Source organism: Rhizobium sp. TH2 (genome assembly GCF_024707525.1).
Lineage (GTDB): Bacteria > Pseudomonadota > Alphaproteobacteria > Rhizobiales > Rhizobiaceae > Rhizobium_E.
This window is the reverse complement of record NZ_CP062231.1, coordinates 3,513,296-3,527,329: the sequence shown is the minus strand read 5'-3', so window position 1 is coordinate 3,527,329 and position 14,034 is coordinate 3,513,296. Positions and strand designations below refer to the sequence as shown.

At 60.4% G+C, this 14,034-nt stretch carries 11 protein-coding genes; 4 read left to right on the top strand and 7 right to left on the bottom strand.

The window, feature by feature from the left end; all coding sequences use genetic code 11:
* Window positions 1–181: 181 nt before the first annotated feature.
* The 3 genes from IHQ71_RS17395 to IHQ71_RS17385 all read right to left on the bottom strand — a co-directional run bounded on the left by IHQ71_RS17395 (window position 182) and on the right by IHQ71_RS17385 (window position 3,283).
* Window positions 182–1,405: a glycosyltransferase family 2 protein gene (locus IHQ71_RS17395; RefSeq protein WP_258157706.1), complete on the bottom strand. Its 1,224-nt coding sequence runs from the start codon at window positions 1,403–1,405 to the stop codon at window positions 182–184.
* Between the two features lie 42 nt (window positions 1,406–1,447).
* Window positions 1,448–2,989: a glycosyltransferase family 39 protein gene (locus IHQ71_RS17390; protein WP_258157705.1), complete on the bottom strand. Its 1,542-nt coding sequence runs from the start codon at window positions 2,987–2,989 to the stop codon at window positions 1,448–1,450.
* A gap of 75 nt (window positions 2,990–3,064) precedes the next feature.
* A complete protein-coding gene (locus IHQ71_RS17385) occupies window positions 3,065–3,283 on the bottom strand; it encodes a hypothetical protein (RefSeq protein ID WP_258157704.1) in 219 nt (72 codons plus the stop codon).
* A 236-nt stretch (window positions 3,284–3,519) separates the two neighbouring features.
* Between IHQ71_RS17385 and IHQ71_RS17380 the strand changes: the two genes are divergently transcribed.
* Genes IHQ71_RS17380 through IHQ71_RS17370 form a run of 3 tightly spaced genes read left to right on the top strand, consistent with a single transcriptional unit; the run spans window position 3,520 to window position 7,426 of the window.
* Complete coding sequence (locus IHQ71_RS17380) at window positions 3,520–5,592, top strand: ATP-binding protein (protein ID WP_258157703.1); 2,073 nt, start codon at window positions 3,520–3,522, stop codon at window positions 5,590–5,592.
* The gene (locus IHQ71_RS17375) at window positions 5,589–6,683 is read left to right on the top strand and encodes a glycosyltransferase family 4 protein (protein ID WP_258157702.1); all 1,095 of its coding nucleotides are present in this window, start codon (window positions 5,589–5,591) and stop codon (window positions 6,681–6,683) included. The genes IHQ71_RS17380 and IHQ71_RS17375 overlap by 4 nt, the downstream gene beginning before the upstream one ends.
* On the top strand, window positions 6,680–7,426 hold the full coding sequence (locus IHQ71_RS17370; RefSeq protein ID WP_258157701.1) for a polysaccharide deacetylase family protein: 747 nt from the start codon (window positions 6,680–6,682) through the stop codon (window positions 7,424–7,426). Before IHQ71_RS17375 ends, IHQ71_RS17370 begins: the two co-directional genes overlap by 4 nt.
* On the opposite strand, the gene IHQ71_RS17365 is transcribed toward IHQ71_RS17370, so the two are convergent.
* The gene (locus tag IHQ71_RS17365) at window positions 7,423–8,238 is read right to left on the bottom strand and encodes an MBL fold metallo-hydrolase (RefSeq protein WP_374989875.1); all 816 of its coding nucleotides are present in this window, start codon (window positions 8,236–8,238) and stop codon (window positions 7,423–7,425) included. The two genes, IHQ71_RS17370 and IHQ71_RS17365, sit on opposite strands and share 4 nt — an antisense overlap.
* A gap of 237 nt (window positions 8,239–8,475) precedes the next feature.
* On the opposite strand from IHQ71_RS17365, the gene IHQ71_RS17360 reads away from it, so the two are divergent.
* Window positions 8,476–10,143 (top strand): metallophosphoesterase, encoded by a 1,668-nt coding sequence (locus tag IHQ71_RS17360; protein ID WP_258157699.1) that lies wholly within the window; start codon window positions 8,476–8,478, stop codon window positions 10,141–10,143.
* A 7-nt stretch (window positions 10,144–10,150) separates the two neighbouring features.
* Here IHQ71_RS17360 and IHQ71_RS17355 read toward each other — a convergent pair whose 3' ends face one another.
* From IHQ71_RS17355 to IHQ71_RS17345, 3 genes are read right to left on the bottom strand one after another with little or no spacing between them, the layout of a single operon-like run.
* Window positions 10,151–10,612 (bottom strand): cyclic nucleotide-binding domain-containing protein, encoded by a 462-nt coding sequence (locus IHQ71_RS17355; protein WP_258157698.1) that lies wholly within the window; start codon window positions 10,610–10,612, stop codon window positions 10,151–10,153.
* 55 nt (window positions 10,613–10,667) lie between these two features.
* Complete coding sequence (locus IHQ71_RS17350) at window positions 10,668–13,382, bottom strand: ABC transporter ATP-binding protein (RefSeq protein ID WP_258157697.1); 2,715 nt, start codon at window positions 13,380–13,382, stop codon at window positions 10,668–10,670.
* A 9-nt stretch (window positions 13,383–13,391) separates the two neighbouring features.
* A complete protein-coding gene (locus IHQ71_RS17345) occupies window positions 13,392–13,979 on the bottom strand; it encodes a hypothetical protein (protein ID WP_258157696.1) in 588 nt (195 codons plus the stop codon).
* Window positions 13,980–14,034: the final 55 nt, after the last annotated feature.

The following is a 14,034-nucleotide window of genomic DNA, read 5'->3' as shown; positions in this document are numbered from 1 at the left end:
TCACAGTTTGTTTGGGAGGGGGTTGGAATGCAACGTGGCGGGCACCGACCTAGGGCCGGTAGTTGCACCCAGTTCTCAAAGCTTTGAGCAGTCGCTAAATCTTGTTCCAGCTTTCAATAAAATGCTATTGTTTTTATTATATAAATTATTGTCTATTACCGTCCCTCAGTCCACCATCAAATCACTTGCGCTTCCAGATCAGCGCCGAGCTTATCGCGTAGTTGAAGACCGAGCCGATGATGGCGCCGGCGAGGCCGGCGAGCCAGGCGGTGGCGTGGAAGGAATAAATCCAGCTTGCCACGCCGACATTGCCGAGCGAGCCGATGGAACAGGCCAGGTAGAACATCAACAGGCCGCCGACGAAGGGCCAGCCTGTCAGGCGGGCATCGCGGTAGGTCAGCTGGTTGTTGATCACGAAGTTCCAGGTCATGGCGACCATCACGGCTGAGAATTGCGACCATGCGAAGCTGAGATCCAGGGTCGAGAGCGCGAAGCCGAGCACGAGAAGATGCACGGCAATGCCCGAGACGCCCACAGCGCCGAACATCAGGAACCGGACGGGCAGCACGCCGCCGAACAGTTTTGAGAACATGAGCCCCAGATAATCGACGGTCACCAGCGTATCGAGCTTGCTCTCGCCTCTCCGCCTTTCACGGAAGCGGTAGGAAAGTTCGACGGTCTTCAGCGACTTGCCCGCGGTCCAGAGAATATCCATCAGCAGCTTGTAGCCCTCGCCCGCCAGCGCCTTTGCATGATCCTCGATTGTCTCGCGGCGGAGCATGAAGAAGCCGGACATAGGGTCGGACACCTCGGTTCCCATCAGGGTCCGCGCCATGCGCGTCGCCGTTTCGCTGCCCCAGCGCCGTATGTCGGAGAAGCCCTGTTCCGCCGAGCCGCCTGCCGTGTAGCGGCTCGCAATCACGAGGTCGGCGCCCTGGCGTATCTCGTGCAGCATCTGAGGCAGCAGCGATTCGTCGTGCTGGAGGTCCGCATCCATGACTGCGACGACGGGGGCGGATGAGGACAGGATGCCCTCGATACAGGCGCCTGAGAGGCCACGCCGCCCCACCCTTCGAATGCATCTTACATGGGGATCGGTTGCGCCGATCGATTTCGCGAGCTTGGACGTGCCATCAGGGCTGTCATCGTCGACGAAGACGACTTCCCAATCCAGGTCGGCAAGCACGTTCTTCAGCCGCCTGACCAGTTCGGTGACGTTGTCATGTTCGGAATAGGTGGGAACCACGACGGTGAGTTCGGCAGCTTTTCGCCGAAGCGCCCCGGGCTGTGGTTCGGGCTGTCGGCGCGGCGGGTTGAATTCCGTATCCCGCAGGGCGGGTCCCAACACATCTTCAGCGGCGGTGCCGCGACTGTCTGAAGCCCTGATCTCATCGTCGGTCTGCATCGTTGGTTCGCCCAATTGCCGCTCGCCCGGATAACGGAGAATTCACTCGAAAAGTTCCACCTTGGCCAGCGCATTGCCGTGGTATCGAACGAAGGTTCTGGCGGCCGCGATACGGGATCTTACGATGCTCTTGGGATCGTAGAGCGACACGGAGACCTGGACGAGCCAGACGCGGCCGTGCGTCTTGAGCGCCCGCTCGACAATCTCTCCGTCGGCCAAGATCAGTTTCGGAGCACCGAAGTTGCTGCCATAGGGCCGGGGGAGGTTGCGTTGGGGATAACAGCCGGGAACGCAGACGATGGGTGGGAAATTCGGTTGGCGTCTTGCATAGTAGTCCACGGCGATGATGCCCTCGGCCGGAGCGGCGATGACGACGTCGCCCGGTCGGGCATTCCTGGCGATCTCGGCCACGATCCCCTTCCAATCATCGATCGGCTTGCGGTTCTCTTCCATCGATCGAGTCGCGGCGAGCGCCATGACAATAAGTGCGAGCACCAGCCTTGGCCATTGCGAGCGTGTCGCCGTCACGATGCCGAGCGCGATCACCAGCAACGCCAATGGGACCATCCACACGAACAGGCGCTGTAAATAGATCGGCTTTAGCGAAAAGCTCACGGCCAGCACGGCATAGAGCGGAATGACGAGGATCGCGGCAACTAGCAGGGCGCTCGCCGGTGCGCTTCGGACAAGGCGGAAAAGACCAAGCCCCAGAAACACGATGCCGAGTAGCAAAGCCGGCCAGCTATCTCCGACAAACAGCATCCAGGCGCTGTAGAAATCCCGTGTCTTCGGTTCCAGCCAGAAGCCCAGACCCATGAACGTGCTGGATTGCTGGATGAAGATCGGGACATAGGGCGCCCATACGAGGAGCGCCAAGACTCCGGCCGCAAAGAAGATGGCGAAATTCCTCAGCCGCAATTCGGCCGGCGTGACGATGAGTGTCAGGGCCAGGCCGGACCAGATGCCCAGGGCGACGAACAGGCTGGTATTGTGGAACCAGAGGGTGCAGCCGACCGTCAGGCCGAGGATCAGTCCGGGCGCCATCCATCCACCCCTCTGTTCGGTTACGTCTATGCCGCGCTGCAGGCGTCCGACAAGTATGAGCGCTGCGATGATGGCAACGGTGAAAAGCAGGGTCAGGAGCGAATATGGACGTGCATTCTGCGCCTCGCGGATATTGGCATAGTTCACCGCGAGGAGGGCGGCGCCGAGGAGACCCACGGCTTTGCCGGGCCAAGCGGCTTTCACCAGCCGGCCGGAAACGGCAATAAGGAATACCGTGGCGAGGCTCGCGACCAGCGACAGGCTTCTGAGGCCAAGCTCGGAATTGCCGACCAGCAAGGTCCAGAGCTTGAGCAACGTGTAGTAGATCGGCGGGTGCGTTTCATAGAGCGGCACATCCCGCCAAAGCTCGGTGAAGGATCTGGACGAGAACCATTCGCTAAAGAGTTCATCGATCCAGAGTGACCGGCTGTCGAGCCCCGGCAGGCGGAAGGCCAGCGCGACGAACAGGATCAGGGCGACGATCGCCCAAAAAAAGCGCTCGATCAGCGCGTCAATTCTGTCCTGAGCGTTTTCTGCCACCACACTCAAACTGCCTGGATATGAACAATGTTCCGGCGGATACTCGAAATTGATGTGAAGGTTATGCCAGCCCGATCAAGCAGCGTAGCGCTGCCTCGCAATCGCTATGCACTCTCGCAACAGGTCATCCTGTTCGGAATGGCCTCGCCGATATTGCTGCAGGACCATGACGGAGCAATCCTCGCGCGCTTCCTGCGTGTCTTGAAACCAGGGTGCCTGGACGATTTCGTCGAAGACCAGTTGAACGATCGCAAACTGCGACGGCATCATTCCTGTAAACGGCTGGGCTTGCATTTGAGGCTCCGTTGACGGTGTGGCCTACCTTCCACGAAGGGAAACGAGGGCCGAACTCTACCGCCGTACTCATGAACGTGCCATGAACCATCTGCCGGAGCCGCTCTCGTCATTGTGACCTCGATCGGGGCTATATGAGTATGTGTCACCATCACACGGGTTGCCTATTCCGCTCGCAAGATTACAGCTAGGGTAGAGCGGATAGGTGACGAATCAAGGTGCGACAGGCCTCCAGAATGCAGGTTTTCAACGGCAATGGCTGGACAAATGCCCGTCCCGCCGTCCTGCTCCTTCTGAGCGCCTCGATCCCTATCGTGCTTATTTGCGGCGTGATCGGCTACTACCTCGCCCAATCGCAGAAAACCGCCCTGAACGAAGTGATCGGCGAACGCGCCCAAAGGCTCGGCGCAGCGCTTTCCCACGAACTGGAAACGCATGTGCAGCTTTTGTCGATCCTGTCCGAGTCGCCGCGGCTTGATCCTCCGGTCCAGGCCAAGGAATTCACGGAGCTGGGCAACAGACTCAGGGCCCGCATTCCCGAATGGGAGATGTTTCGCGTCACCGACCTCGAAGGCCGTGTGGTCCTTGCCGTGCCGGAGTCCAAGCTTGTGCGGCCGTTGCAGGCGGTGGTCGATCTTGAGAGCCATAAGCGGCTGGTCGAAACGAAGCGGGCCGTGATCGGCAACGTGACGCTTGGGCCACGGCGTCTGCCCGCCTTTCCAATTCGCGTGCCCGTCATCCGCCAGGACAAGGTTGTCTACGGGCTGGCCGCGGTTATCCGGCCCCACGCGCTCGCCGATATCCTTCGGGCGAACGGGTTGCCGCAAAGCTGGATCGGCTGGATCAGGGATGGCAAGGGACGGGTGGTGGCCACCACGGCCGGCACCGAGTTCATTACGCTCCCGGCCGATGAACTGATTGAGATGGGCGCCTCGAGGGAGGACAGCCTGCCGCTGGGCCGTCTTCACTCAGGCGAAGAGGTGCGGGTCGCAACCATGCCCGTCGAAGGCAGCGACTGGACTGTCAGCGTCGGCATGCCGCTTGCGGAATATCAGCGGATTTCCGCACAGGGTCTCTATGTGCTGATGGCAACAGGCGGCGTGACGCTTTTGTTGTCGGCGCTTGCGGTATTCCTGTTCCTGCGGGAGTTGGACGCGCGGCGGCGCAACGAGGTGGCGCTTGCGAGCTGGCAACGGATGGACGCGCTGGGCAAGCTCACCGGCGGTATCGCGCACGATTTCAACAATCTCCTCATGGTCTTCCAGTCGGGCGCGGAGAGCCTCAGACGCCGGCGCGATGATGAAGTGCGGGTCGGGCGCATTCTGGATGGGATGTTCGACGCTGTGACGCGCGGCAGGACTTTGACCCAGCGGCTTCTGTCGTTTTCCCGGAAATCGAACGAGAGCACTGGGACGACAAGACTCCAGGACAATGTCGGCACGCTCCGAGAAACGCTCGATCAGGCGGCGCAGAGTGCCGTTGAGGTCAGGACCGAATTCGGCAATGACCTATGGCCGGTCAGGGCAGACCCGCAGGCGCTCGAGACCGCATTGATCAATCTGGTCACCAACGCCCGCGAGGCGATGCCCAAAGGCGGCGTGGTCGAGGTAAAGGCACGCAATGTGAGTGACCTTCGTGCTGAAAACCAAAGGCTGGACGGGCCGGGCGTTGCCATCACCGTCTCCGATGAGGGGCGTGGCATGCGCGCCGACGACGTTGCCCGCATATTCGAACCCTTCTACACGACCAAGGAGGACGGCTCATCCGGGCTTGGACTCAGTCAGGTCCATGCCTTCACGGAGCGCTCCGGCGGTGCTGTGGCGGTGACAAGCGCCGAAGGGCGCGGCTCTGTCTTCACCCTCTACTTGCCGCGAAGTGCTTCCGGAATAACATCGGCGCCGGCGCCAACATCCGGCCATACCCATCTGCCCCGCAAGATGCTCGTCGTCGATGATACCCCGTCATCGCTTGCGGTCGCCAAGATGGCCCTTGAAGATGCGGGGGTGGAGGTGATTGCCGTTCCCAGCGGTCGTGCTGCGCTCGCAGCACTCCGGGGCGAGGCCGATATCGATGCTGTCCTGACGGATATCCGTATGCCCGGCATGTCAGGACTGGAGCTCGCCGATTATATCAAGGCGCTCAATCCCGGTATCGCCATCGTGCTGATGACCGGCTTCAGCGAGGCGCTGGAGCAGGGCCAGCGTGTCGAATTGCCAGTTTTGATGAAGCCCTTCACCTCGGCAAACATGCAGGAAGTCCTCTCCGCTTCATGGGCCTCGACGCGAAAACACAATCAGGCGCGGACATGAGGGTTGCGTTCTATTCGCCGCTGAAGTCGCCCCGTCATCCCGTTCCGTCAGGCGACAGGCTGATGGCGAGGTTGCTGGTCGCGGCGCTCGAACGCGCTGGCGCAACGGTCGACATCGTGTCGGAATTGCGCAGCTTCTCGAAGGAGCCATCCGATGAGAGGCTGGCGGCGCTGAAGGAAGAGGCGGCGGCGGAAACCAGCCGGATCGCGAAGGTTTGGCGTGAGGCCGCTCCCCCCGATCTATGGTTCACATATCACCCGTACTACAAGGCGCCGGATCTGTTGGGACCAGCGCTTGCCCGCGAATTCTCCATTCCCTATGTCACTGCCGAGGCTTCGCTTTCGGCACGTCGCGACAGGATGGGCTGGGGCGGGATGCAGGCGCTGGTCGCTAATGCAGTGGCCATGGCGAGCGTCAATATCTGCATGACAGCCCGGGACCGGATCGGGCTCATGGAGATGGTGCCACAGGCCAGGACGGCGGTGCTGCCACCGTTCCTCGATGCCTCCGCCTTTCTCTCGCTGACGCCGTCGCCTGATCCTACGCCGCTTGTGACCGTCGCCATGATGCGGCCGGGTGACAAGCTGGACAGCTACCGCATGCTGGCCGCATCGCTTGCGTTAATCGGCGATCTCGACTGGACTCTGGAGATCGTCGGCGACGGACCGAGCCGGCCTGAGGTCGAAGCGCTGTTCGCCGGCTTTGCGCCGGGCCGCATCGTCTGGCACGGCGAGCGGGACCAGTCCGAGATCGCTGGAATCCTCTCACGTGCCGGCATCTATGTCTGGCCGGGTTGCGGCGAGGCTTACGGGCTTGCCTATCTCGAAGCGCAGGCGGTCGGTCTGCCTGTTGTGGCGCAAGCAATCGCCGGCGTGCCCGAGGTCGTGATCGATGGCCGCACCGGGTTGCTGACCGCGCCGGGTGACGTTGCGGCCTATGCTGACGCCATCAGGACGCTTCTTGTTGACGGTGGACGCCGGGCAACGCTTGCTGCGAATGCCCGGCAATTCGTCGAGCAGGAGAGATCGCTCGATAAGGCGGCGGCAAGGCTCGCGATCATTCTCAAGGAATTCACGGGATTGCCGAAATGACGAACGATCCATGGGCGGAGCTGCGGGCGGAACTGGATCGCTGGCAACAAGCTGGGAGAACGGCCCGGTTCTGGCTGCGCGATGATGATGCTATGGAGCCGACGCCTGAGCTTGAACGACTGCTGGTGCTGGCGGAAAAGCACGGCGCGCCGCTGACCCTGGCAGTCATACCGCAGCATACCGGGGAGGTTTTGGCGCGGCGCCTCGATGCCTGTCGGTGCATCAATGTCGCGGCTCACGGCTGGTCGCACAGGAATTTTGCTGGCGAGGGTGAGAAGAAGCAGGAACTTGGCCCCCACCGCGCCGCCAGCGACGTGCTCGCGGAACTGAAGGCTGCCTTTGAAAAGCTATCCGAACTTTATCCCGGAGCGTTTGCGCCCGTACTGGTGCCGCCCTGGAACCGGATCGCGGCACATCTAATACCGGAGCTCGAAGGCATCGGCTTTCGGGCGCTATCCGTGTTCGGCCCGGAGAAGCGGGCTCCGATCCGGCTCATCAATACCCATGCCGATATCATGGACTGGCATGGAACAAGGGGAGGCCGGGCGGACGAGACGATCCTGGCTGACATCGTCAAGCGTCTCGGCGAAATGTCGGTCTCCGGCGGCACAATGGGACTATTGACCCATCATCTCGTTCACGACGAAGCGGCGTGGAGCTTCATCGACAGGCTGCTCGCCTTCACGCTGCAACACGCGGCTTGCCGATGGGTTTCGCTTCCCGAGCTACTGGCGGACAGTTAAATGAGGTCGAACTGATCGCCTTCGCGGACGGCAAACGCGCCGGGGAAGATTTTCCGGGCGTTCCGGTCGATCATATCAAGCTCCGCGTCGGTCCGGTATGGCGAGTGATGGACGAAGCCCACTTTTTTCGCCCCCGACGCCTTCGCGAGCTTTAATGCATGCTGCCAGCTCGAATGGCCGAAGCCGCGATGCCGCGCCATCTCATCATCGGTGTACATGCTGTCATAGAGAAAAATATCGACGCCCTCGATCAGCGCCATGACGTTGGGGTCGAGGTTGCCACCGGGTTCATGTTCGGTATCCGTGATGATGGCGATCGTGCGGCCTTGATACTCGATGCGATAGCCAACGGCATTGCCGGGATGGTCGAGCTTTCCAGTGCGGATGCCGATGCCGGGCAATGCATCGATCTTATCCCCCATCTTGAAATCCATGAATTTCATATTGGCGCGACAGGCATCGATCCTGATGGGAAACCACGGCGGCTGGATGAACTCGCTGACCATCTGGCGTGTCGTCATGCCATTCGTCATATGCCCGGCCCACATCGTGACATCCGCGTCCGGGCTGTAGATCGGGATGAAATAGGGCAGGCCGATGATGTGGTCGTAATGGCAATGGGAGAAGAACAGGTTATAGTTCGTAATGCCTTCGGCCAGCAGAGCCTTTGACGCCGGCAGTAGCCCGGAGCCGGCATCGAAGAGCAGCCGCTGTTCACCGCATTGAATCTCAACGCAGAATGTGTTTCCGCCATAGCGGTGGAATTCCGGACCGGAGACGGGCAGGCTGCCACGCACTCCCCAAAAACGCACTCGAAACACCCCGTCGCTCTCCTGTCTGCCCGACAAACCCAAATTGCCCCGGTTTGTCGCGCTAATCCTTCAAGTATGCCGATTTATCGAATTCATAACATTAGTTTTCGATTTCCGCCGGAATTTTGCCATGTTAGCCAAAGTGCGACACATAAGCGAGTATGGAATCGGTGGCGTCTTCGAATATGATGAACGCAGCGCGGCCGGTTTGACTGCCGGACCCGGGAAAATCAAAGCATGAAGCCTCCGAGCCATCCGCCCATCGCAATCATCGCGGATGCGCATTTCCATGATCTCGAGGGTGATTACGGCATTGCGAGTATTCAAGCGGCGGGCCGAAAGCTTGCCATGCGGCCTTTCACCCAGGTCTCCCGATCGACGCGGGTGTTCAACGAGAGTACCGCGGCGCTGCGGACCGCACTCGATGATATCGCCGTGCGCGGCATCCATGACGTCGTGCTGCTCGGTGACTATTCGGACGATGGGCAGGTCACGACGCTTGCCGGCCTACGCAAGTTGCTCGACGGATATTCGGCCCGCTACGGCATGCGGTTCTACGCGACGCCTGGAAACCACGACATCTTCGCCGACCATGGCCGCCACCGTGCCAAGGGATTCGCCAATGCCAGCGGCGGCCACGACCTTGTGACCAGCGATCCCGAGCGCGGACGAGGTGAGGATGACGATTCTGTCATCGTCTGGTCTGGCATGCGCTGCATGGGTTATCCCGAGGGGTTGCTGGCACTTCCGGATATCGGGTTTTTCGGCGTGCCCGGTGCGACCCTGTGGGAAACGCCGTTCGGTATTGACAGCGATCCTGCGGCGCGGCGCTATCGCGTTCGCTCCGTTGGCGGAGCGACCCGCGAACTCATGGATGGCTCTTATCTCGTCGAACCCTTCGAAGGGGTCTGGATGCTGATGATCGATGCCAATGTCTTCGCGCCGCTCGACGAGCCACGCGACGGACACGGCTTCGCCGACAGCACCGATGCGGGATGGAATGGGATGCTGCACCATAAGGCTTTCATCCTGGATTGGATGAAAGACGTGTCCCGCCGCGCTCGCGAGCAAGGCAGGACGCTGCTCGCCTTTTCGCATTATCCGGCGCTCGATCCTCTCGATGGTACGCGGGACGATGAACTGGTTCTGCTCGGTGAGACCGGCATGGTCCGGCGCGTGCCGGACGCGGAGGTTGGCGATACGCTGATTGATACGGGAATCCAGGTCCATTTCAGCGGGCATGTGCATGTCAACGACACCGCGTCCCGGCAGACCGCGAGCGGCTTTCTCGTCAACATCTCTGTTCCTTCGCTGGTTGCTTTTCCAGCTGCCTACAAGATCGTGACTGTGCGAAACCGATTGGTCGAGATCGAGAGTGTCGGCATCGGCCGGATGTCACTGGATACAGATCTGATGGCGGAATACCGGCGACAGGCCATGCGTGCCGGAGTGGAAACCGGAGGGATGCTCGAGGTGGAGAACTATGGCGAGTTCCTGCATGCGCATCTTGGCCATCTCGTCAGCCGTCGCCATCTCAAGCGCGAATGGCCTGAGGCGCTCGCGAAGTCGATGCGGACGATGAGCCTTGGGGACCTTGCGCGTTACGCGGGAGCCGGCAGCGATGCTGCGCTTGAAAATCTCGATGGCATCACCGCACTCGATTTTCTTCGTGATTGCTATCGCGTGAGGATGGGCAGTGCGTTTGGCGTCGAGGCGGTCGGGCCTGTTCGCCTCGCGGTCTATGAACAGGTTGCCAATCGCTACCGATCCCTCGCGGAAGGTATGCGCTCCGGGCCGGTGGAATCGTTCCGCCTGCTGTTCAAAATGTATGATCGCTACCTGTCGGGACTGCCGTCGCGCGACTTTGTGATCGATCTCGAGACCGGCGCGATAACAGAGCGCTGAGGCTCACTCAGCCGGCGGTCTTCGCCTGGGCGCGGGCCTCGGTCAGCTCGGTCGTCGTGCGGGTCAGCCTGTCGGCGAGCGAGCGCAGGATCTCGAACATCATGTCGGGATAGTCGGCGAGCAGCTTGAGGAAATCATCCTTGCGGATGCGCAGCGCTTCGAGCGGCATGGCCGCCTTGACGGTCGCGGTCCGGGAGATATCACAGAGAATGGCGATTTCGCCGACGATCGCATTGTCATCGAGTTCGGCAACCTTGATCTGGCCATTCGGGGATTCCGCCAGGATATCGGCCCTTCCGGAAAGTATCACATAGGCAGCGTCGCCGGGATCACCCTGGCGGAACAGGGTTTCACCGGTACGGTAGCTCACGCGGTCTGACGCAAAAGCCAGGAGCTTGAGCTTCGCAGGTGCGACCCGGGAAAAGAGCGGAACCTGCCGCAATGTCTGTACTTCGTCCTTGAGCATCATGATGACATCCGAACTCCAATGTGCCTTGATAGTCTTTCAGGGCTCAATGTGACTATCATGACACAAGTTCCCTGAATATGCCGCCTTTTTCAACAAGTTTCGCGTGGGGGCCATCTTCGGCCAGCTTGCCCTTGTCGAAGACGAGCACACGGTCGAAAAGTTCGGCCAGCGAATTGTTGCTGAGTACCCAGATAATGGATGCGTTCTGTTCTCTCTTCTGGATGAGATCCAGAGTATCGCGGACGATCTGCAACTGCACCCGGTGATCGAGACCCGGCAGCGGGCGATTGAAGACATAGTGGGTGGATTGTCGAATGATCGCGCGTGCCATGCCGAGCTTTTGCCGCTGGACCGATGTGAGGCGGCGGCCGCCTGCGCCGACGTTGTACTCCATGCCGATGGTCAGCGCGTCGTCATAAAGACCGCGGGCTTGCAGCAGTTCGCTAATAATGGTGCGGATACGCTCGGAGCCATCGGTGTGTTTGTGGCTGATCCGGCCGAAGAGCACATTATCCAGCAGGCTGGCGGATGGCGTATATCGTGAAGGATCATAGGGCTCGATCGCGTCCTTGAGATCCTCGGGAAGGCCGGCATGGAACGCCTTGCGGACCTCGACAATCTTTTCCATGAGCTCACGGGTGAGCAGGCCGAAACGGTGCCGAGGCTCGATGTAGAGAAAGCTCAGCCGGATGATCTTGATCTGATCTTCCGGCACGACTTCCTCGAAGCTCTTGCCCTTGAGCCTTTGCAGCAGCACCTGATATTGCGGAATATCATCTGCGGTCATGAAGGTGAGCTGCTGGAAGAACGGATGGTCCGGCGGCAGATCGCTGAAGAGATCGACCGCGTTCTCGGCAATTTCTATGCCCATGTTATACAGGATCACGTCGAGCCCGGTCCTGGCGACCACCGACCGGAAGTAAGGATTCTTGCCGATCGCGGGACCCATCAGTTGCGGGCCGACGGCGGAACCGAACAACAGGTTTTCACCGACGGTCGCTTCGGGATTGTAGGCATCCGGGTCGAAGGGTACGACAAGGCTGCTCAGGTCTTCCTTCTCGAGTTCGTCGCGAAGCGCTTGCCGCATCGTGACCACTCGTTCGGCGAGCCCTGGATAATCGGCGGGATTGACGATGGAACGCATGGAGAGGTCGAGGACATCCTTCGAAAGCTGCACGGCATCGAGCGCGGCGCGCACGGATTTCGGCAGATCGTCCGGACCCTCCGCGCCGGCGGCCTTATAGTCGATCCAGTCGCCCTTGATGTCATAATCGGGATTGCCCGCGAGATGCGCTTCATGCAGTTCCCACTTCCTTTGGGTTTCCGCAGCCCCTTCGTAAAGAGCGGGCTTGAGTGGCGCATGTTTCAGGCCATAGAGCAGGTTGTCCCGGAGCGATCCCTGGAAAAGATAGATTTCAGCGGACGCGTAGGTCAGTTGGCGTCCGGTCACGGAGTCGGGCAGCGCCATGATATCGTCTTTGCCGAACGTGACCTTGCCGGATTCCGGCCAAATGAGCCGGGCAAATGCATCGGCCAGCGCCTCGCCGCCCGCAGCCGCCGTGCCGACGACCGCGACCGTCTCACCCGGCATGATCTGCATCGACACGCCGGACAGCAGTCTCGCGCCACTGTCGTCGATAAGGGAAAGATTGACGGCAGAGAGCGGCTCCTCGCGCGGCGGTACGTCGTCATAGGCGACCTCCTGCATCGTCTTGTCGATCATCTTCTCGACGCTGAACTGCTCGACGACCTGGACATATTTGACCTGCACATCCTGCCGCGTCTGGTCCCAATCGATGAGTTCCTTGAGCGGGCCGGGCAGATCCTTGTAGGCCGTGATGACGGCGACCAACTGGCCGATATCGAGCTGGCCGTTGAGCGCCAGATAGCCGCCAACGACGTAGAACAGGAAGGGTGTCACCGAGGCGAGGAAGTTGTTGATGAACTTGACCAGGAACTTCCACTGGTAGAGGTCGTAGCGGATCTTGAAAATCCGCCCGAGGCGGGCGGCAATATCGGCGCGTTCGTAGTTGGTCGTATCGTAGCCGCGTATCGTGCCTATGCCGTCGAAAATCTCGCTGACCCGTCCCGAGAGTTCGCGCGCCGTCAATTGCCGCTCGCGGCCGAGCACCAGCAGCCTGCGGCGCATGCGGGGGATGATGAAACCCTGGATGCCGACCATGAAGGCCGCAATCATGCCGAGCCAAAGATTCTGCACGAAGATGAAGAAGAGCGCCGTCAGCGCCTGCCCGCCTAGCAATGCGGGGGAGACGAAAGCGTCGCCGGTAAACCCGCCGAGCGGCTCGACCTCGTCCTTGACCATGCTGGCGACTTCGGCGCCCTTGGTCCGCTTGAATTGGCTGGGCGGAAAGCGCAGCACCCGGTCCACGAGTTCGAAACGGATGCGCCTGAGCAGCCGTTCGCCGAGCCGGCCCTTGTAGGTGTTGATATAGAATTTGAAGAGGCCGTTGATGACGACGAGAACCAGGAAAACCCCGCTCAGGGCATAGAGCATGCCGAACCGGCCGAGCTCAAACCCGGAGAACAGTTCGACATTGCCGATCCAGGGCAGGTCGAACGCGATCTGCATGAAGGTCTGGGTCGCGCCGCCGCCCTCAAATCCCTTGCCCTGGATGGGGCCGTTTACGATCTGCTTGGGCAGATCGAACGACATGAAATAAGGGATCATCGAAATAGCGACGACCACCAGGATATAAAGCTGTTGCTTGCTCGTGTGTTTCCAGATGTAGCGGGAAAGACGATTTTCCATCAAGCACTCTTACAATGTATCGGCTGGATCAAGAACAACGAGGCGCCTATCGGCATAGGGCGTATCGACAATCTCGGGATCGTTGAGGCGAAGATCAAGGGTGGTACGGATTTTCACGGTCTTGCGGCCGATGATTTCGGGCACCTGCGACGTTGCCCGCTCAAGTGCCGTGGAATATTCAAGCACGATCACCTTGGCATTGTCCACCAGCGAGAAGAGCCGCTCGCCCAGGGGATTGCTTTTCCCAAGCGGCGTCAGGGAATAGCCGAGGAGCACGAGGCCGTAGCTGTGCCGCGGGCGATCATATTCCACATCCTGAAACTTGCTCGCGATGTGCCGCACCCTGCAGATGTGCCCGTTCAGCAGATATGAATCGTAAGGACCTGTCTTCGGATCGATCGATGTGACCGAGTTCGGGTGGTGCGTCAGGTAATCGGTGATCGGCCTGACATGCCCGCCGATCTCGAGAATATGCTCGCAGCCTTTGAGAAAATGCGCGGCGATGACCTGACGCATGCTCGCACCGATGCCATCGAGATGCGGCAAATCCTGCCCCGGCAGGACGTTGGCCCTCTCGTTCGTCAGTGCTGTCCGCATTGCTTGCACTCCCTGTCCCGCCAGCCTACAACAACCTAATGACGAACGCCATCCA